Origin of the sequence: Pseudomonas sp. GL-B-19 (assembly GCF_019956415.1) — a bacterium.
GTDB lineage: Bacteria > Pseudomonadota > Gammaproteobacteria > Pseudomonadales > Pseudomonadaceae > Aquipseudomonas.
Map to the genome: position 1 here is coordinate 14,251 of NZ_JAHBDK010000037.1, position 18,023 is coordinate 32,273.

At 57.8% G+C, this 18,023-nt stretch carries 16 protein-coding genes and 2 pseudogenes; 10 read left to right on the forward strand and 8 right to left on the reverse strand.

The window, feature by feature from the left end:
• Positions 1–30: 30 nt before the first annotated feature.
• The 3 genes and pseudogenes from KGB06_RS15855 to KGB06_RS15865 all read right to left on the reverse strand — a co-directional run.
• Positions 31–1,317, reverse strand: a complete 1,287-nt coding sequence (locus KGB06_RS15855) for a flippase (RefSeq protein WP_223517295.1) — start codon at positions 1,315–1,317, stop codon at positions 31–33.
• A gap of 460 nt (positions 1,318–1,777) precedes the next feature.
• Positions 1,778–2,836, reverse strand: a complete 1,059-nt coding sequence (locus KGB06_RS15860) for an LPS O-antigen chain length determinant protein WzzB (protein WP_223517297.1) — start codon at positions 2,834–2,836, stop codon at positions 1,778–1,780.
• A gap of 422 nt (positions 2,837–3,258) precedes the next feature.
• A pseudogene (locus KGB06_RS15865) lies at positions 3,259–3,531 on the reverse strand (hypothetical protein); the annotation flags it as partial.
• A gap of 385 nt (positions 3,532–3,916) precedes the next feature.
• Here KGB06_RS15865 and KGB06_RS15870 point away from each other — a divergent pair.
• The 5 genes and pseudogenes from KGB06_RS15870 to KGB06_RS15890 all read left to right on the forward strand — a co-directional run.
• Positions 3,917–4,153 (forward strand): annotated as a pseudogene (locus tag KGB06_RS15870) (transposase); the annotation flags it as partial.
• A 311-nt stretch (positions 4,154–4,464) separates the two neighbouring features.
• Positions 4,465–5,964 carry a glycolate oxidase subunit GlcD gene (gene glcD / locus KGB06_RS15875; protein ID WP_223517299.1) on the forward strand — a complete coding sequence of 500 codons (1,500 nt, stop codon included), beginning with the start codon at positions 4,465–4,467 and terminating at the stop codon, positions 5,962–5,964.
• Complete coding sequence (gene glcE / locus KGB06_RS15880; RefSeq protein ID WP_223517301.1) at positions 5,964–7,028, forward strand: glycolate oxidase subunit GlcE; 1,065 nt, start codon at positions 5,964–5,966, stop codon at positions 7,026–7,028. The genes glcD and glcE overlap by 1 nt, the downstream gene beginning before the upstream one ends.
• A 3-nt stretch (positions 7,029–7,031) precedes the next feature.
• On the forward strand, positions 7,032–8,249 hold the full coding sequence (glcF, locus tag KGB06_RS15885) for a glycolate oxidase subunit GlcF (protein ID WP_223517303.1): 1,218 nt from the start codon (positions 7,032–7,034) through the stop codon (positions 8,247–8,249).
• A 20-nt stretch (positions 8,250–8,269) separates the two neighbouring features.
• Positions 8,270–8,671, forward strand: coding sequence for a heme-binding protein (locus tag KGB06_RS15890; protein ID WP_223517304.1), 402 nt, complete (start codon positions 8,270–8,272; stop codon positions 8,669–8,671).
• Positions 8,672–8,702: 31 nt separating this feature from the next.
• Here the strand turns inward: KGB06_RS15890 and KGB06_RS15895 are convergent, their stop codons facing one another.
• From KGB06_RS15895 to KGB06_RS15905, 3 genes are all read right to left on the reverse strand, one after another.
• Positions 8,703–9,038: a hypothetical protein gene (locus KGB06_RS15895; RefSeq protein ID WP_223517306.1), complete on the reverse strand. Its 336-nt coding sequence runs from the start codon at positions 9,036–9,038 to the stop codon at positions 8,703–8,705.
• Between the two features lie 98 nt (positions 9,039–9,136).
• Positions 9,137–9,457 (reverse strand): DMT family transporter, encoded by a 321-nt coding sequence (locus tag KGB06_RS15900; protein ID WP_223517307.1) that lies wholly within the window; start codon positions 9,455–9,457, stop codon positions 9,137–9,139.
• 75 nt (positions 9,458–9,532) lie between these two features.
• Entirely contained in the window at positions 9,533–9,985 is a 453-nt protein-coding gene (locus tag KGB06_RS15905; RefSeq protein WP_223517309.1) for a carboxymuconolactone decarboxylase family protein, read from the reverse strand.
• Positions 9,986–10,187: 202 nt separating this feature from the next.
• Here KGB06_RS15905 and KGB06_RS15910 point away from each other — a divergent pair, with 202 nt between their 5' ends.
• The 4 genes from KGB06_RS15910 to KGB06_RS15925 all read left to right on the forward strand — a co-directional run bounded on the left by KGB06_RS15910 (position 10,188) and on the right by KGB06_RS15925 (position 13,852).
• Positions 10,188–10,796, forward strand: a complete 609-nt coding sequence (locus KGB06_RS15910) for an FMN-dependent NADH-azoreductase (protein WP_223517310.1) — start codon at positions 10,188–10,190, stop codon at positions 10,794–10,796.
• A gap of 16 nt (positions 10,797–10,812) precedes the next feature.
• Complete coding sequence (locus KGB06_RS15915) at positions 10,813–11,655, forward strand: alpha/beta fold hydrolase (RefSeq protein WP_223517312.1); 843 nt, start codon at positions 10,813–10,815, stop codon at positions 11,653–11,655.
• Between the two features lie 49 nt (positions 11,656–11,704).
• The gene (locus tag KGB06_RS15920) at positions 11,705–13,123 is read left to right on the forward strand and encodes a PLP-dependent aminotransferase family protein (protein WP_223517314.1); all 1,419 of its coding nucleotides are present in this window, start codon (positions 11,705–11,707) and stop codon (positions 13,121–13,123) included.
• 111 nt (positions 13,124–13,234) lie between these two features.
• Entirely contained in the window at positions 13,235–13,852 is a 618-nt protein-coding gene (locus KGB06_RS15925) for a TIGR00730 family Rossman fold protein (protein ID WP_223517316.1), read from the forward strand.
• Positions 13,853–13,861: 9 nt separating this feature from the next.
• Here the strand turns inward: KGB06_RS15925 and KGB06_RS15930 are convergent, their stop codons facing one another.
• Both KGB06_RS15930 and KGB06_RS15935 read right to left on the reverse strand, forming a co-directional pair.
• Positions 13,862–15,403, reverse strand: coding sequence for an ArnT family glycosyltransferase (locus KGB06_RS15930; protein WP_223517318.1), 1,542 nt, complete (start codon positions 15,401–15,403; stop codon positions 13,862–13,864).
• 50 nt (positions 15,404–15,453) lie between these two features.
• Positions 15,454–16,431: an NAD-dependent epimerase gene (locus tag KGB06_RS15935; RefSeq protein WP_223517326.1), complete on the reverse strand. Its 978-nt coding sequence runs from the start codon at positions 16,429–16,431 to the stop codon at positions 15,454–15,456.
• 179 nt (positions 16,432–16,610) lie between these two features.
• Here KGB06_RS15935 and KGB06_RS15940 point away from each other — a divergent pair, with 179 nt between their 5' ends.
• Positions 16,611–17,999: a M15 family metallopeptidase gene (locus tag KGB06_RS15940; RefSeq protein WP_411741853.1), complete on the forward strand. Its 1,389-nt coding sequence runs from the start codon at positions 16,611–16,613 to the stop codon at positions 17,997–17,999.
• Positions 18,000–18,023: the final 24 nt, after the last annotated feature.

Sequence of the window (18,023 nt, forward strand, 5' to 3'; positions counted from 1 at the left end):
AATCTGGCATAGCAAAGTCGAAATTCTGAGTTAGCCATATTTTACTGCTGCCAAACGCGAATCAAGGATGTGCTTTGCACAAGCAAACATCAATCCAGTATCAAAAATTATGCGCAACAGCCACGCCCATGCTGAACCCTCGACACCATAGTTATTGGTAAGCCACCAGAGGGCTAGCATGAACATTGGAAGCTCGACTAAATGTATCAGCGCTGTCCATCGAGCATGCCCACTGCTCTGAATCAAAGTAAATGGAATATGTGTCAGGCTATTAATCAGTATTCCGACTGCAAAGATCTGCAGGATTGTTGCACTCTGGTTGGCAAAATCCTCGTTAATCCACCGACGCATGATTTCGTGGGCGAAAAGTATCAGCACAACCACAATTGGTGTCATCGCAAGAAAAAGCCAGAGCAGAACCTTCTTGAAAAGTTCGCGCGTTTCTCCTCCGCCGCGACTGATCTGCGCGGCAAAGGTTGGGAATAGCACGGCTGTCAATGCAGCAGGGAATATCCAGAGTTTGGTAACAATCTCATTGGGTGTCGCGTAATACGTGACAGCTGCAGTCGAAACCAATGCCCCGATGATGAAACGATCAATGTAACCCATCAAAGGGCTTATGACATTGCTCACAGTTAACCAGCCACCATTGACGCATAACGGTCGAACCCAGGTTCGTTTGACAACCAGTCCCCTATACTCTTTCGGTAAAGAGCGAAAGGCATACCAAGCGTGCACGAGACACCCTAAGACTCGCCCCATAACAAGTACCCAGGCTATCAAGTCCAGTCTAGGCTCATCAATCCAGACCACCGCAGCCGGCCCGAGAAAAGTGAAAAGCCCCATGGGTATGCGAATCAAATTAATAACTCCGAAGGCTTGTCGTGCTTCGAGTACGCCGCGGAATCCTGATGTCAGAACAATGAATGGCATCGCAACAGCCATTGCGTACAGAGCACTAATAGCTTCGGACTTATTAGGAACATTCTTAATCTGATCAACAAGAACTGGCGCTATCAAAGCCATAATCAGACCCGCGCAAAGGCCAAGGACAAGCATAATGAGATAGGCGGTTCCTGTGATTGACGGTAAATCTTGTTTTTCATCACGTGACCATGTGATAGCGATCTGCTGGGTCAGTGCACGCCCTAGTCCAAAATCAAACAAACCGAAGTAGCTAACGACAGCCCAAATCAAGGTCAACAGTCCGAAGCGCTCAGGACCGAGCTCTGCTATTAAATACGGTATAGTAAAAATTGCCGCCAGTAACGGACCGCCTAGCCCAACTAAATTCAATAGAGAGTTACGCAATAACATTAACAAGCCCCAAAAAAGAAACACAAATAGTTAATTCACAGCCTTCATTCCATAGGGGAACAGTGCTTCTTGGACAGGTATTAAGTACTGATAAAACTAGAGTTGCGATGGGGGCCTCGAGATTATTCTGCCTATTGCGGTGTCGTCGCACCACCGCAAAAAATCGCACCTCTGATGAGCACTTAAGCATCCACGCCCCCTCTGGTCCGCACCGGCCGAATAACATGCAGCTCACCTTTCGGATCAAAACACCTACTTGCCGGAGTCTACACACTCCGGTGCCCACAGGGCTCAGAAGGGTTACGACCTCCTACAATACTCGGTGAAACGGTTGCCCCACGAAAAGTTGCGGCGGATGGGGAGTTGAGCGCTAATTTTCTTCGCCCAATGTACCTTCCTGAATCTGGCGTTGGTTATTTAACGCCTCACTCCCCTCCAGTAAACGGTAGAGGAGGAGTGTTTAGGTCGTGGCTAAACGTTTTTTAATCATCAGACGAATCAGAGCAATGAAGAGACCAAGCATACCGCCAAGCACCACGCCAAGCGCCAGAATCAATGCCTTCTTGGGCTTGATGGGGGCATCCGGCAATTCGATTTTACCATCTTGACGGAAGACTGCGACTCCTTCCGGGTCGAGACTTACACCGGCATAAAGCTCGTATTGTTCCTGAAGGTTGCGCAGGTCGGAAATGAAGGGGTCGTCAGATTCGCGTGACTTAAGCACCTGCAATTCTGCTCGTAGCGCCTTGGCTCCGCGCATATACATCAAGCTACCACCCATAAATGCGGCGAGCTCGCTGTCATTCGATCGCCCAGTAATCAACGGAGGTTTTTCAAGGCCAACTTCCTCGGCAACCTTCAGCGCCTCTTGCAGCTGAGTAATGCGGTCCGCACGACGAGCTTTGGCAGTATCCCGCTGGGATTTTATCTGCCGCTCTATATTCCCGGCCTGCACAGAGAGCTCACTTTGAGCGTTTTTCAGCATTTCACCGAGGGATTGCCGAGCCGTCAGGTCGATATAGCGCTTAGCCCAGTCCGCAGCCTGGCCTGGGTCGTGACGCTCAACAACAATTACATAGCGATCTGGCTGATTTTTGTCTGGCGCCTTGACGCTTAGTGATCCAGAAAACTCCATGTAGAGCCTGTCCAGAGACCTTGAACGCTGCTCTGCGTCCAGTGACGGCAAGTAAACCTCCCTGAAGAATTGACGGCGAACTTCCTCGGCTTGCAGGTTACGAGTGAAAACAGCGTATACATCGCTGACCGAGAAAGGCACCAGTCCACGCGCTCCACTCCGCCCCAGGTTGAAGCCAGCAATGTTACTGAGCGAGGGCGGCAGTACGGAAATACGCGCTTCGTAAACCGGCTTACTGAGAAACGCATATAAGGCGGCACCAGCGGTGATCGTCAAGGTGACCAGTATGATTAGCCATTTTTGCGTCCATAAGCTCAGCAGCAGTTCAACCAAGTCGGTCTCATCATCCCTAAGAGTCCGACGGGGGGAAATATCATTAGTCACAGTTGATCCATATTTTGATGAATAGTCTTGTTTAAACTTGCAGATAACAGTTTTAAGTTCTTACCGCCCGCGCAAAAAATTCCCGCACTCTGCCAACTCTCGCTGATAACACAACCCTTCATGCTGCCGCTTACTGGGCGGGGCTCATCTGGACACAGCGAACTCCTATTCATTACAAGCCTGCCCGGGTTGCCACGGCCCACCTTGAGTGCGATATCGGTCACAGTATCCATACCGACGGCATGAGTAACCGTGGGCTCGCGTTAATGGCATAAACGAAAGTCCTGCAAGACTCCTGTTGGCTGGCAATCTAAATCCCCTTTAATAGGGCCAATCGAAAACCGCACATAGTTCAACACCCTTATGCGCGCGAAACCGAAGGCGATTTTCCAATAGCTCGAACCTTCTTCATCGCGCGATGGTGGGTCTTCGTCGTGCCATTCGGGGCGCCGAGTAATGATCTCGCTGTACAAGTGCAGACAAATCTCACATCTCATGGTCACCCCCATGTCCTAGCCATTCTGCGCCTGACCGCGCTCCTCGAAGTGCGCCACCAGATCGGTGGCCACACTCTCGATACGAGGCTCGGCGCCTCTACTTTTTCCAACGCCTACCCAGTGACTTTTCAGACAGGACTGCCGCCCCTCCTCCTCGTCTTCGGCCAGCATATCGACTACTTCATCGATATGCGCCAACCCCGCCGTCACCAGCCGGGGCTGGCGCATAAACTCTACTCTGTTCTCGCCCACAGACGTTGAAACGCAGCGTTACATAACAGCGCTCAAAACACCACCCCCAACCTCTTCATAACGACTCAAGCGGCTCTCCCAGAATGGGGTCCGCATGCCGTACTCAAACACTTTTGTTTTAACTGTTTCGACCATCTGTTTCGCCGACTCGGAGCATTCGCCAAGCGCGCTTCAGCGTGCGCTGCATCCGGGAGCGCTTTGCGCACGGCGTTGATCACGTATTGCAAGCTCAGCCGCTTGTGCAGGTCTTCTTCGTCGCAGTAGCAGACTTGTGCGAGCAATAGAGACAGCCGTACAGCTGTGCGACAGTTCGGCTCGATCACAGACGTGCCTGGGCAAACGTAGCGCCCTGTACAAAGCCAAGCGCAAAATTGAAAAAGCCAAGGCTCAAGTCATGGCGAAGGTTGAGCACCCGTTCCGGGTGATCAAGCGCCAGTTCGGTTATGTGAAGACGCGCTTCCATGGTTTGGCCAAGAACACGGCGCAGCTGGTGATGCTGCTTGCATTGTCGAATCTGCGGATGTCCCGTCGACATTTATTGAGCCATGCAGCAGAGGTGCACCTGTGATGTGGGGAATAGCCGCCGCGAGGTGCTCGTAGCGGCTAAAAAGACAGGAATGAGTGAGTGATCCGAGCATTTTGGTTCGACTTGCCACTTTCAAAATCGGCAGTGGCCGAAGTCAGCCATAATAAATGGCCACTACAGACCATCCCTAGGAGGAACTAGTCAATCGCATATGTTGAGGAGTATTGATAGAAGAGGAAACGCCAAACTATTTTCTGTTACGCGATTCAACCCAAGGGTCTAACTTATGGAGTAGCACATTAACTGTCACCGGAAGTCCTCGAATAAAAACAACTGAGGGTTACGATCAGGCGATGAACATTCTTTACGATGAACGCGTCGACGGCGTTTTGCCTGACGTCGACAAAGCCGCTCTGCTCAAGGCGCTGCACGCGCGGCTGCCCGATCTGGAAATTCTGCACCAGCAGGAAGAACTCAGGCCGTACGAATGCGACGGGCTCTCCGCTTATCGCACCACGCCCCTGCTAGTGGTGCTGCCCCGCCACCTCGACGAAGTCCAGGGTGTCCTTAGAGTCTGCCATGAGCGGCACGTCCCGGTGGTTGCCCGTGGTGCCGGCACGGGTTTGTCTGGTGGTGCATTGCCGCTGGAAAAAGGCGTGCTGCTGGTGATGGCGCGCTTCAACAACATCTTGCACATCGACCCCGATGCCCGCACCGCACGGGTTCAGCCAGGGGTACGTAATCTGGCTATTTCCCAGGCGGCGGCGCCCTTCGGCCTGTATTACGCGCCGGACCCCTCCTCGCAGATTGCCTGTTCTATCGGCGGTAACGTCGCCGAAAACGCCGGTGGCGTGCATTGCCTCAAGTACGGCCTGACCGTGCACAACCTGCTCAAGGTCGAGATCCTCACCGTCGAGGGCGAACACCTGACGCTGGGTTCCGATGCCCTGGACTCGCCCGGCTTCGATTTACTGGCCTTGTTCACCGGTTCCGAAGGCATGCTCGGGGTAATCACCGAGGTGACAGTCAAACTGCTGCCCAAACCGCAGACCGCAAAAGTGCTGCTGGCCGCCTTCGATTCCGTCGAAAAAGCCGGCCGTGCGGTGGGCGACATTATTGCCGCCGGCATCATTCCCGGCGGCTTGGAGATGATGGACAACCTGGCCATTCGCGCAGCTGAAGACTTCATCCACGCCGGTTATCCCGTCGACGCCGAAGCCATTTTGCTTTGTGAACTCGATGGCGTGGAAGCCGACGTGCATGATGACTGCAACCGCGTGCGCCAGGTGCTGGAACAGGCAGGCGCCACCGAAGTCCGCCAGGCCCGCGATGAGGCCGAACGCGTGCGTTTCTGGGCCGGACGCAAGAATGCCTTCCCGGCGGTGGGACGCCTGTCGCCGGATTACTACTGCATGGACGGGACGATCCCGCGCCGCGAACTGCCCGGCGTGTTGCAGGCTATCGCAGCGCTGTCGGCCGAATATGGCCTGCGGGTAGCCAATGTTTTCCACGCTGGCGACGGCAACATGCATCCGCTGATTTTGTTCGATGCCAACCAGCCCGGCGAACTCGACCGCGCCGAAACCCTGGGCGGCAAGATCCTCGAATTGTGCGTGAAGGTCGGCGGCAGCATTACCGGTGAACACGGTGTGGGCCGCGAAAAGATCAATCAGATGTGTGCGCAGTTCAACAGCGATGAGCTGACGCTGTTCCATGCGGTCAAAGCCGCCTTCGATCCGGGCGGTCTGCTCAATCCCGGCAAGAACATTCCCACCCTGCACCGCTGCGCCGAATTTGGCGCCCTGCACGTGCATATGGGACAGATGCCCTTCCCTGATCTGGAGCGCTTCTGATGCGCAGCGAATTCGACATGGATGACAGCGCCACACTGCTGGAACAAGTCAATCAGGCGCTGCAAAACGCAACGCCGCTGCGCATTCAGGGCTCCAACAGCAAGGCCTTCCTTGGGCGCATCGTCGCGGGGGAAGTCCTCGATACGCGCACCCACCGAGGCATCGTCAGCTATGACCCGACCGAACTGGTGATCACCGCCCGTTGCGGTACGCCGTTGTCAGAACTGGCCGAAGTTTTGGACGACGCACAGCAGATGCTGGCGTGCGAACCGCCCTCCTTTGGTGAAGACGCCACCGTCGGCGGCATGATTGCCTGTGGGTTGTCGGGACCACGGCGTCCGTGGTCAGGCTCGGTCAGGGACTTTGTCCTCGGTACGCGGGTGATCACCGGACACGGCAAGCATTTGCGCTTCGGTGGTGAAGTCATGAAGAACGTCGCCGGCTATGACCTGTCGCGCTTGATGGTCGGCAGTTACGGCGCGCTGGGGGTGGTGACTGAAGTGTCGCTCAAGGTGCTGCCCAAACCGCGACATTGCCTGAGCATCAGCCTGGAAATGGACAGTGATCGCGCTTTGCTTCGCCTCGTGGAGTGGGGCCAGCAGCCCTTGCCGATCAGCGCGGCGTGCCACGACGGGCAGCGCCTGCACTTGCGGCTCGAGGGCGGCGAAGGCTCGGTGGCGGCGGCCCATGACCGTTTAGGTGGCGAGTTGCTCGACGCTTCATACTGGGCGGATCTCAACGAACATCGACTGGGTTTCTTCGATGAGGACCAGCCCCTTTGGCGGTTGTCCTTACCGCACAACACACCTCGGCTTTCCCTGCCCGGCATTCAACTGATCGATTGGGGCGGCGCACAACGCTGGCTCAAATCCGAGTCGCAGGCGTCGCTCATTCGCGAGATCGTCGGTGAGGTTGGCGGGCATGTGACCTGTTACAGCCACGGCCTGATCGACAGCCCGTTCCAACCGTTGCCTGCTGCGCTGATGCACTACCACCAGAACCTGAAGCAGCAACTTGATCCACGGGGCATCTTCAACCCCGGTCGCTTGTACGCGGAGTGTTGACCCATGCAGACCACCTTGAGCGAACAGGCCCGCCAACTGCCCCGCGCCGAAGAAGCCGAAAGCATTCTGCGCACCTGCGTGCACTGCGGTTTTTGCAATGCCACTTGCCCGACCTATCAACTGTTGGGCGATGAGCTGGATGGGCCCAGGGGTCGCATCTACCTGATCAAGCAGGTGCTGGAAGGCCACGAGGCTACCCAAAAAACCCAGCAGCATCTGGACCGTTGCCTGTCGTGCCGCAACTGCGAAACCACCTGCCCCTCTGGCGTCGATTACCACAACTTGCTCGACATTGGTCGCGCGGTGGTGGATGCCGCCGTACCGCGCCCACTCGACCAGCGCTTGTTGCGCGAAGGTTTGCGCCGCGTCGTGCCCAATCCTGGGCTGTTCAAAGCGCTGGTCAACAGCGGACAGATGTTTCGTGCGTTGTTGCCAAACACCTTGCAAGCCAAGTTGCCTCGGCGTGTGTACCCGGCCAAACCGCGCCCGACTGTGCGCCACCCGAGGCGGGTGCTGATACTGGAAGGTTGCGTGCAGCCGGGGTTGTCGCCCAACACCAATGCCGCCACCGCACGCGTGCTGGATCGACTGGGCATCAGCATCACACCGAGCCCCGAGGCCGGGTGCTGCGGCGCCGTCGACTATCACCTCGACGCTCAGGCCGCCGGCCTTGATCGCGCACGACACAACATCGATGCGTGGTGGCCGAGCATTGAAAACGGTGTCGAAGCCATCGTGCAAACCGCCAGCGGTTGCGGTGCGTTCATCAAAGACTATGGCCACTTGCTCCGCGCCGACCCGGCCTATGCCGACAAGGCGCAAAAGGTTAGTGCGTTGGCCAAAGACTTGGTCGAAGTGTTGCGCGAAGAACCGCTGGAAGCACTCGGCATCCACGCTGCCCAACGCCTGGCGTTCCATTGCCCCTGCACCTTGCAGCACGCGCAAAAACTCGGCGGCGCGGTTGAAGCGTTGCTGACGCGCCTGGGTTTCAACCTCACGCCCGTGCCCGATAGCCACTTGTGCTGCGGCTCGGCGGGCACCTATTCACTGACCCAACCCGAGCTGTCCCGACAACTGCGCGATAACAAGCTAAATGCGCTGGAGAGCGGATTTCCCGAAGTCATAGTCACCGCCAATATCGGCTGCCAGTCGCACCTTGACGGTGCGGGTCGAACCCCCGTCAGGCACTGGATCGAACTGGTCGAAGCCGCCCTGCCCTGATCGCGCATTGGAGAATTGCCATGAAAAGCAAAGCCGTACTGAGCCAGGCCGAAGTCAGCCAGATCCTCGCCGCCGCCCGCACCGAAGCACAGAACAATCAATGGGCCGTGACCATCGTGATTGTCGACGACGGCGGCCATCCCCTGGCACTGGAACGCCTCGACGGTTGCGCGCCCAGCAGCGCCTACATCGCCACCGAAAAAGCCCGCACCTCGGCCTTGGGCCGGCGCGAATCCAAGGGCTATGAAGACATGGTCAATGGTGGACGCTACGCCTTTTTATCCGCGCCGTTACTGACGTCGCTTGAAGGTGGCGTGCCGATTATTTTTGATGGTCAGGTGATCGGCGCGGTCGGCGTGTCCGGCGTCAAGGCCGAGCAGGATGCGCAAGTGGCCAAGGCCGGGGCAAAATGCCTGAAGTGATGTGGGAACGACACTGTACGTTCGTGCGTTATCACTTCCGCGCCAACTTATACCTGATGCACTCTTCATAAAAACTCTGCCGGACCGCAGCAGGTTTGAACCGCGACGGGCTGTCGTAGGTTTGCTCGGTAATGCCCATGGCCATCATGTGCATCCACGGTTTGTTGAACTTGTAGGTCTGTATCTTCTGGCGAGCGGCATACAGCGACACCCCGGACAACTTGAGCTCCTGGGCTCTGGCCGCCGTCCCCGCGCCCCAGTCACACATATAGCGGTCATTGGGCATCAACTCCCTGGCCTGGACCGCACCCGCCATGCTCGCCAGGGTAAACGAGATCAACGTGACCGTTACATTGCGCAATTGCATTCCGCCTAACCACCTGAAAATAAAGTGATTTTGGCGATAACTTCGCGCCAGCGGGGCCAGCAAATTGCCTTACCCGCGTAAAACATCCAGCGTCGGGTTCAGTTTCCCGAGACCAGCCTGAGCCCGATGACACCGGCCAAAATAAGCACAATGCACGCGATCCTCAGCGCCGTGGTGGCATCCCCCAGCAGCGCCATGCCCAGAATCGCGGTGCCCGCCGCACCGATACCGGTCCAGACCGCGTAAGCCGTTCCCACCGGCAGTGAGCGCAATGAGAGCGAAAGAAGAAAGACACTCGACAAACCCGTGGCGGCCGCCAAAAGTCCAGGGACTAACCGGGTGAATCCTTCCGAGCCCTTCATGTAGAAAGCGAACGCAATTTCGAGAATGCCAGCGATGCCGAGCAGTGCCCATGCCATGTTGATTGTCCTGCGGGAGGAATGACGTAAGTTGAATCGCCAGGCATTACGACCTGGCGAAACCTGAAGAGCGTTCTACTTTCCAGCCGCCGCAGGGGTCGAACGGAACGTCACACCAAATCGATTAAAGGCGTTCATCAACCCAATCGCGTAAGTCAGATCAGCCAATTCTTTATCACTGAACTCGGCAGCTGCCGCTTCATATTCCGCATCGGGAACGCCCATATCAGCGACGCGTGTGACGGTTTCCGCCCAGCCCAGCGCAATACGTTCGCGGTCAGTGAAAACGTCACCCGCATCGCGCCAGACTGGCACCAGCACCAATTTTTCAACGACGACGCCCAGTTTGAGCAGATCGCGCGAGTGCATATCGATGCAATAGGCGCAGCCATTGATTTGCGACACCCGTAGATAAACAAGATCGATCAGTTCGTGGGAGAGACCGCTGTTTTGCAGGTAGACGTATACCCCGCCAAAAGCTTTGTAGCCTTCGGGTGCAGCCTTGGCGTAGTCGAGACGATTGCTCATGATGAATCCTTTGTGTTTGCTGTGAGGAGCTCCATCGTGCTGCGTCTTGGTCTAATTGCTAAGATCCATGATCCGCCTTGCGTCATGGGCCATGAAAGCGCAGTCATGGCCCAGTCAACTGCTCACTTCTTGGACCTTTGGCATAGGTCATCCGCTTCCTAGAATGCCCCCTCGAATACGTACTTTTATTTAGGGGCGAACCATGAAAATCCTCCACGTGACGTGCAGCCCTCGCGGGACAACTTCCGAGAGCTATCGACTGTCCAGGCACATCATTGGTCATTTGCTAAAGAGCGATCCCACTGCAACCGTTATCAACCGGGTGGTGAGCGGCGATGCCATACCGCAGGTTGATGAGCATTACGCGATGTCCCAACAAGCGTCCGCCGATGTGTCCCAAGAAGGCTCCATGGCCCAATCGGAAGTGCTGATTGAAGAACTGGAAAGCGCCGACGTTGTGGTGATCGGCACCCCCATGCACAACTTCACCGTCCCCGCGGCACTGAAAATCTGGATCGACCATATCGCTCGCGTCCGTCGCACGTTCAATGTCGGCGCGCAAGGGAAAACCAGCGTGCTGCACGACCGTCCCGTCTTTATTGCCGTGTCATCGGGAGGACGATTTTCAGGAGAAGACCCGCGTCAGCCCGACTTTCTGACCCCGTATCTGAAAGCGGTTCTGGGCATGATCGGACTGCATGCACTAACGTTCTTCTCTGTTGAAGGCACCGCTTTGGGTCCGCAGGCTGTAGCGCTGGCCAGGAGCAAGTCGGACCAAGCAGTGGAAGCGCATTTTTCAGCGCTTCGATGACCGAAGGGAGAGCCCCATGAACCGTCTCACCGCTGTCGCTTTTTTGCTGTGCGCCTCGTTTTCGATTGCACACGCTGCCGAGCGCTGGGAAACACTGCCCGCCACGCCCCAGATCACGATGGCGTCCAAGTCCGCCTACCTCGACGTCAACGGCGCGAAAATTTTCTACCGCGTCATTGGGCACGGTTCTCCCGTTGTCCTGTTGCATGGCGGCCTGGCCAACTCCGACTATTGGGGCAATCAGGTCAACGTGCTCGCGCCGCATCACACCGTGATCTTGCTGGACAGCCGTGGCCACGGTCGCAGTGGTCGGGATGCGCAAGCCTATGGCTACGACTTGATGGCCGATGACGTCGTTGCGGTGCTGGACCACCTGAAAATCCATAAGGCGGACGTCGTGGGATGGAGCGATGGGGGGATTTTGGGTCTGGATCTGGCGATGCGTCACCCTGATCGCGTCGGAAAAATATTCGCCTTCGCCGCCAACTCAAAAACCTCAGGCGTCATCCAAGGCGTTGAAAAAAACCCGACGTTTGCCGCCTACATTGATCGCGCCGGGCAGGAATACAAAAAGCTGTCGAAAACACCCGACAAGTTTGATGAGTTCGTCGAGCAGATCAGCCATATGTGGGCGTCGCAGCCAGGGTGGAGCGATGCAGACCTCAAGACCATAAAAACACCGGTATTGATTGTCGATGGCGACCACGATGAAGCGATCAACCGTGAGCACACGGAGTACCTGGCCGCAACCATCCCGGGCGCCGGCCTGGCCATATTGCCCAACGCCAGTCACTTCGCATTCATGCAGGCACCGGCGGACTTCAATGCGATCATGCTGAATTTCCTCGGGCAAAAATAAGGACGCACCTTGATACGAAGCGAACCGCCCCTGAGCGGTGGATGAAGCCATGAACCAGCAGATCAAGCGCTTCTCCCCCCTCGACCCGACCTCTACCGAACCGATCTACCGGCAGCTTTACTGGCGGTTCCGCGGCGCCATAACGGACGGTTTGCTCATGCCAGGCGAACGCGTTCCCGCCGCACGGGCATTGGCCAAGGAACTGGGACTGGCGCGAGGCACCATCGATACCGCGTATTCCCTCCTCACCGCCGAAGGGTTCCTCCAGTCTCGTGGCCAAGCGGGCACGGTTGTGGCGGCGGGCATCAATGTCAAGGCACTGTCTGCTCGTGCGGCGCAAACAGCCAGCCCGGCGAGCAGCCAGTACATCCGGCACAAGGCACCCATTCTGCCGTTCCAGATGGCCCTGCCCGCATTGGATGCCTTCCCCAGAAAAGTCTGGTCGCAAATCGGCGCTCGCTGCGTTCGCGCTACGCAGATGGCGGACATGGCCAACCCCTCGGTGTACGGGCTGGACTCACTACGCTCTGCGATTGCCACTTACCTGCAGGTTGCGCGCGGCATAACGTGTTCGCCCGCGCAGGTGTTCGTCACTTCGGGCTACCGAAACACGCTGTCGCTGATCACTCATGCGCTGCTCAAGCCGGGTGACCGAGTGCTCGTCGAAGACCCCGGCTACTTGCCCACCCGGCAGTTGCTGGAACACCTGCAAATCCAGGTTGCCCCGGTTTCCATGGACCAGGACGGCATGCAGGTCGCGCAAGGTATCCAGCGCACACCCGGCGCCCGTGCAGCCGTCGTCACACCGGCCCATCAAAGCCCGCTGTGCGTCTCGCTGTCGTTGCCACGTCGCCTGGAATTGCTGGAGTGGGCATCCCGGCAGCAAGCGTGGATTGTCGAGGACGACTACGACGGTGAGTACCGCTACATCAGCCGTCCACTGCCTGCACTCAAGAGCCTGGATCGCGACGGTCGTGTGCTTTATTGCGGCACGTTCAGCAAAGTGCTGTTTCCCGGTATCCGCCTCGCGTACCTGGTGGTGCCAGAGGCGCAGGTCGAACGCTTCGAACAGGTCGGCCAGATATTCCTCGGCGGTTGCCCGGAATTGACCCAAGCCATCGTCGCCACCTTTGTGACCGAGGGGCATTTCGCTCGCCATATCCAGCGCATGCGAAAACTCTACGGTGAACGCCGCGAGGCCACGGCGCGCGGGCTCAAGAAAGCCCTGGGCGATCACATTCGCATTGATGCCCTGCCGGGTGGCATGCACCTGATTCTTCGTCTGACCGGGCAAGCGTCCGACAGCGCACTGGTCGAGCGCCTGCAACAGGCCGGGATTTACGCAGAAGCCTTGTCCGACTGGCGTATCCATGACCCGACCGATTCGGCGCTGCTGCTCGGGTTCGCCAACATCGACTCGCAAGAGATGGCCGAACAACTGGGCAGACGCATTCTGCAATTGATCTAGGCATCTCGACGAACATGGCCCGGTTCAACACGCCATTCTTGGCTCTTTTGCCCGGGCCGATGGGGCGACACCCTGTGTGCTGAACCACTGACCCAGCCCCAGGAAAATCCGATGCCGACACCTCCTCCCCTTCGTAGCATTGCCGTGTTCTCCGGTTCCAACACCGGCTTCAATCCCGCCTATATTGAGGGCGCCCAAGCCTTGGGCCGGGAAATCGCCAGACGCGGCATACGCCTGGTGTATGGCGGCACCGACAAAGGCTTGATGGGTGTGATGGCCGACACGGTGCTCGCCGAGGGCGGTGAAGTCGTTGGCATCATCACGCGCTTGTTGTTCGACCTCGGGCACCTTCATCCCGGCCTGACCCGGCATGAAGTCACGCAAGACATGCGCAGCCGAAAGGCGCGCATGAGCGAATGGGCGGATGCGTTTATCGCATTGCCGGGCGGTTTGGGGACGTTTGAAGAACTGTTTGAAGTCGCGACGCTGACTCAGTTGGGCGAACACCACAAAGGGGTCGCCTGCCTGAACATCGGTGACTTTTTCAACCCGGTGCGCAGCCTGCTTGAGCATGCGGTGAACGAAGGCTTCATGAAAACCGAACACCGCGACATGCTGATCTTCAACATCGATCCGTCCGCGCTGATCGATGCGCTGGAGCAGTGGCAGGCGCCCACGGTGACGAAATGGATGGGAGTGGCAGGCGCTTGGCCTGGCCCGCCCACCTGATCGGCGCCGTCAGCGCAACGCCGCCCTCAATTCCTTGACCCGTTCGTTCCAGGTGAAGTGATAGACATGGGCAGGCGATAGCGGATGACACTGTCCGTTGTCCGCGTCGGCCCCCACAATAGACCACTTCGCACGCGAGGTTTCGCCCAACTCACGGGCGGTCTGGGCATTGAAACACTTGCCCAGCTCCTCGTCGGGGACAAGCGCGTAGGCCTTGGGATGGTCGCGCAGCCATTGTGCCGCTTGCTCGACCGAGGAGCCGGCCATGCCGAAATGCACAATCGGTTGCCGAGCGTACAGCCAGTGCCCCTCGCGCCAGTTGACCAGCACCAGTTCCGCACCGCCGGTCATGGTTGCGGCCTGCGCCATGATCGCGTTATGCGGGTTGGCACCGTCCCTGACCGGCTCGATGAAGCCACGGGCGAACCACAGCGCAAACCAGATCACGGCCACCGCCTGGAACACCCGTCGACCGCGCGGACGCTGGCTGAACCAGCGTTTGAGCAACCAGGGAATCAACGGTGCCGCCACCAACACCAACCCGGGCAGCGCCGGGTAAATGTACAACTTGCGTTTGCCGCTGCTGATGCAGAAAAACAGCACCACCAGCAGGACCCAGCCCAGCAGTACCAATACGCGCCCGTCGTGCTTGCGCAGTTGACGACGCCACGCGGGCACCAGCCACGGCAGCGCCAGCACCAACGGCAGCCAATACTGCGGGATCACGTAAACGAAGAAATACCAGAACGGTTCACGATGGTCCCAGGCTGCGGCATATCGCCCTGCGGTCTGACGCAGCAGAATTTCCTTGGCATAGGCCACTTCATCGGCGCCGCCATTGACCACGATGGACAACGCCAAGGGCAGCAACCAGATAGCCGTGGCGCCCAACATCACCGCCAACCCCAGCCACCACTTGCGCGCCTCGTCCGGCATCGCCACCACGCCGGGCCAGTGTTTGCGCACCGCATAGGCATACGGAATCAGCATCAGCGCCGGGACAAACCCGACCCCTTTGGTGATCACGCCCACGCCCATCGCCGCGCAACCGATGTAAAACCAGCGCCAGGCCGGGCCGAGCAACAGGTGACGCGCCAGGCCGTACAGGCCGACCGATGTAAACAGCACCAAAAAGCTGTCAATCTGACCGGTTTGCAAGATGCTGTAAGTCTGATAAGTGGCCAAGTACAACAATGCCGCAATCCGGCCGATCCGCCGACTCCACAGGCGACGGCCCAGATCGTAGACCACAGCGGTGACCGTCACGCCGGACAACAGGCCCGGAATATAGAGGGCAATGGCGGGTTTTCCGGTCAGCCAGCTCAAAAACGCTACGGTCCACATGAAAATCGGCGGCTTGTCGCCGTAGATCTCTGCCGCCCGGTGCGGAATCAGCCACGAACTGTTATGCAACATCTCTAGGGCAACGCCGAGGAATCGCTCCTCGTCGACATTCTGCGGCTGCCGCAGCCCCAACCCTGCGCCGATCAGAAGCAACGCCAGCAACATCAGGCCTAAGCACTCAACGCCGGGCGAAAGCGATCTACGCATGACTCAGTCCTTCACGGGTGCGTTATTGGTTGGTATCAAGGGCGAACGCTTCATCGCTGATAAAAGTGGCGATACCACTTCACAAATTCCGCCACACCGGTTTCAACCGTTACACGTGGATGGAAGTCGACCCAGTCCGCCAGCGCCGACACATCGGCCCAGGTCTTGATCACATCACCCGCCTGTAGCGGCAAATAGTTGCGCCGGGCCTTGATGCCCAGCACCTTCTCCAGACAGTCGACGAACGCCAACAACGGCACAGGCTCGCCCCGGCCGATGTTGAAGATTCGGTTGGCAGCTTCGCCGTCACTGCCTGGTATCGGCGGTTTTTCCCGCAGGCGGGCAATGCTTTCGACGATGTCATCGACATAAGTGAAATCGCGGGCCATCTCACCGTGATTATAGATATCGATCGGCTCGCCATTGAGGATCGCTTTGGTGAACTTGAACAAGGCCATGTCTGGCCGGCCCCACGGCCCATAAACGGTGAAAAAGCGCAGACCGCTGGCACGAATTCCGTAAAGGTGGCTGTAACTGTGCGCGAGCATTTCATTGGCGCGTTTGCTGGCGGCATACAGCGAAACCGGGTGATCGACGGCGTCTTCGACGCTGAACGGCATCTTGCTGTTGGTGCCGTACACCGAACTGCTCGACGCGTAGATCAAATGCTCGGGGCGATAGTGCCGGCAGGCTTCCAGCACATTCAGAAAACCCACCAGGTTCGATTGCGCGTAGACGTCCGGGTTGTCCAGCGAATAGCGAACGCCCGCCTGTGCGGCCAAATGCACCACCTCGGTGAACGCATGCTCTTTGAACAATGCCATCAAAGCCGGTTTATCAACGATATCCAGCTTCTGGAAACGAAAACCCGGCAACGACTTCAACTCATTGAGCCGTGCCTGTTTGAGTTCTACGCTGTAGTAGTCGTTGAGGTTGTCGATTCCGACGACTTCAAGACCTTGCTGGCACAGCCGCTTAACAGTGTGAAAACCAATAAAGCCGGCAGCGCCGGTAACCAGAACAGTCATAGTCCCTCATTATTATTCGAAACCCGCTTCAACTTCATACCCTGCACCATTGATAAGTCATAGAGGCCCATGACATCGTTGACACGAAGCCGCTGTTACCCTGCCCGTCCAATGGTGAAATCTTGTTACATATTCATTTAAATCGTATGAGCGTGACAAGGGGGCTTGGCCGCGCACTAATGTTACTGATAAGCCTTGTCATTTATGACATGGCCAGCGCCGAGCCAAGACCTGCGAACATGGTCTATTTGCGCACCATCGATCCGAGCATCGAGCAGGACATGCGCTATGCCGGCGCCCACAACTTCACCGGGCACCGGCTCGACGGTTATGACGCAGCCGAATGCCTGTTGTCCGTGGACACCGCCACGGCCCTCGCCCGGGTGCAAACGGCATTGCGCACGCAAGGCTATGGTTTGAAGGTATTCGATTGTTATCGCCCCAGCCGCGCCGTCGCCGACATGGGGCGCTTCGCGACAGAGCCGGGTGACCCGCGCAAGGCCGAGTTTTATCCGCGCGTGGACAAGCAGGACTTCTGGCGCCTGGGCTATGTGGCGCGGGTGTCGGGGCACTCCAAAGGTTCAACCGTGGACCTGACACTTATTGGCCCAGAGGCCCTACCCGCCGACACCTGGACACCTGCGGCGGCGCAAGTCGATTGCACGGCGCCCTATGATCAGCGCTGGCACGACGGCGCCCTCGATATGGGCACCGGTTACGATTGCTTCGATGAACGCGCACATACCGCTAACTCGACGATCAACGCCAGCGCGAAAGAAAACCGCCAACGCCTTAGCAGCGCCATGGAAAAAGAAGGGTTCGTCGGGTATTCGAAGGAATGGTGGCACTTCACGTTCAGTGGCGAAGGAGCACCGAAGGACGTGATGGATTTCCCCATTACACCGATGAGCTCCAGCGATGTCATCGGTGCCAGCGGTCAGCTGATCGTGGTCACCTCCAAGAACTGGGATGACATCCAGGGCACCGCGCAGCGCTATGAACGTGACGGGAAAACCTTTCGAAAGTACGGCGATGCTTTTCCCGTGGTAGTTGGCAAAAACGGCATGGGTTGGGGCAAGGGCCTGAGCGGCGCTGGTGTTTTTGAGGGTCCGGTCAAACGCGAAGGCGATGGAAAAGCACCTGCGGGGATTTTCAAACTGGGCACGGCGTTTGGTTTCGACGCTACCGTTGACACCCATCTGCCCTACCTTGCGCTCACACCGACCACCGAATGCGTGGATGACAGCCAGTCCCAGCGCTACAACGAACTGGTCGACGGTGCGGCGATGGCTAGAGACTGGAACAGCTCAGAACACATGCGCAACGAGGAGGGTTATCGCAAAGGCATTTTCATCGAGCACAACACCCCGGCGACGGCGGCCTCAGGCTCGTGCATTTTCTTCCACATCTGGCGTGGCCCCACGTCCCCGACGGCGGGCTGCACGGCCATGGATCAGGGGGATATTACTGCGTTGCTCAAGTGGCTCGACCCTCGCGAGTCTCCGCTGCTGGTGCAGATGCCAGAGGCGCAATACGAGCAGTTTCGTGAAGGGTGGAAATTGCCTTGATGTTGGTGGGGTTTGGACTCGATC

Excerpts from the sequence above, each read along its gene's own strand:
- KGB06_RS15905 (WP_223517309.1), bottom strand. The coding sequence starts at position 9,985 with ATGAGCAATCGTCTCGACTACGCCAAGGCTGCACCCGAAGGCTACAAA.
- KGB06_RS15855 (WP_223517295.1), bottom strand. The coding sequence starts at position 1,317 with ATGTTATTGCGTAACTCTCTATTGAATTTAGTTGGGCTAGGCGGTCCG.
- glcE (WP_223517301.1), top strand. The coding sequence starts at position 5,964 with ATGCGCAGCGAATTCGACATGGATGACAGCGCCACACTGCTGGAACAA.
- KGB06_RS15915 (WP_223517312.1), top strand. The coding sequence starts at position 10,813 with ATGAACCGTCTCACCGCTGTCGCTTTTTTGCTGTGCGCCTCGTTTTCG.
- KGB06_RS15920 (WP_223517314.1), top strand. The coding sequence starts at position 11,705 with ATGAACCAGCAGATCAAGCGCTTCTCCCCCCTCGACCCGACCTCTACC.
- KGB06_RS15940 (WP_411741853.1), top strand. The coding sequence starts at position 16,611 with ATGTTACTGATAAGCCTTGTCATTTATGACATGGCCAGCGCCGAGCCA.
- KGB06_RS15935 (WP_223517326.1), bottom strand. The coding sequence starts at position 16,431 with ATGACTGTTCTGGTTACCGGCGCTGCCGGCTTTATTGGTTTTCACACT.
- KGB06_RS15925 (WP_223517316.1), top strand. The coding sequence starts at position 13,235 with ATGCCGACACCTCCTCCCCTTCGTAGCATTGCCGTGTTCTCCGGTTCC.
- KGB06_RS15910 (WP_223517310.1), top strand. The coding sequence starts at position 10,188 with ATGAAAATCCTCCACGTGACGTGCAGCCCTCGCGGGACAACTTCCGAG.
- glcD (WP_223517299.1), top strand. The coding sequence starts at position 4,465 with ATGAACATTCTTTACGATGAACGCGTCGACGGCGTTTTGCCTGACGTC.
- KGB06_RS15930 (WP_223517318.1), bottom strand. The coding sequence starts at position 15,403 with ATGCGTAGATCGCTTTCGCCCGGCGTTGAGTGCTTAGGCCTGATGTTG.
- glcF (WP_223517303.1), top strand. The coding sequence starts at position 7,032 with ATGCAGACCACCTTGAGCGAACAGGCCCGCCAACTGCCCCGCGCCGAA.
- KGB06_RS15890 (WP_223517304.1), top strand. The coding sequence starts at position 8,270 with ATGAAAAGCAAAGCCGTACTGAGCCAGGCCGAAGTCAGCCAGATCCTC.
- KGB06_RS15900 (WP_223517307.1), bottom strand. The coding sequence starts at position 9,457 with ATGGCATGGGCACTGCTCGGCATCGCTGGCATTCTCGAAATTGCGTTC.
- KGB06_RS15895 (WP_223517306.1), bottom strand. The coding sequence starts at position 9,038 with ATGCAATTGCGCAATGTAACGGTCACGTTGATCTCGTTTACCCTGGCG.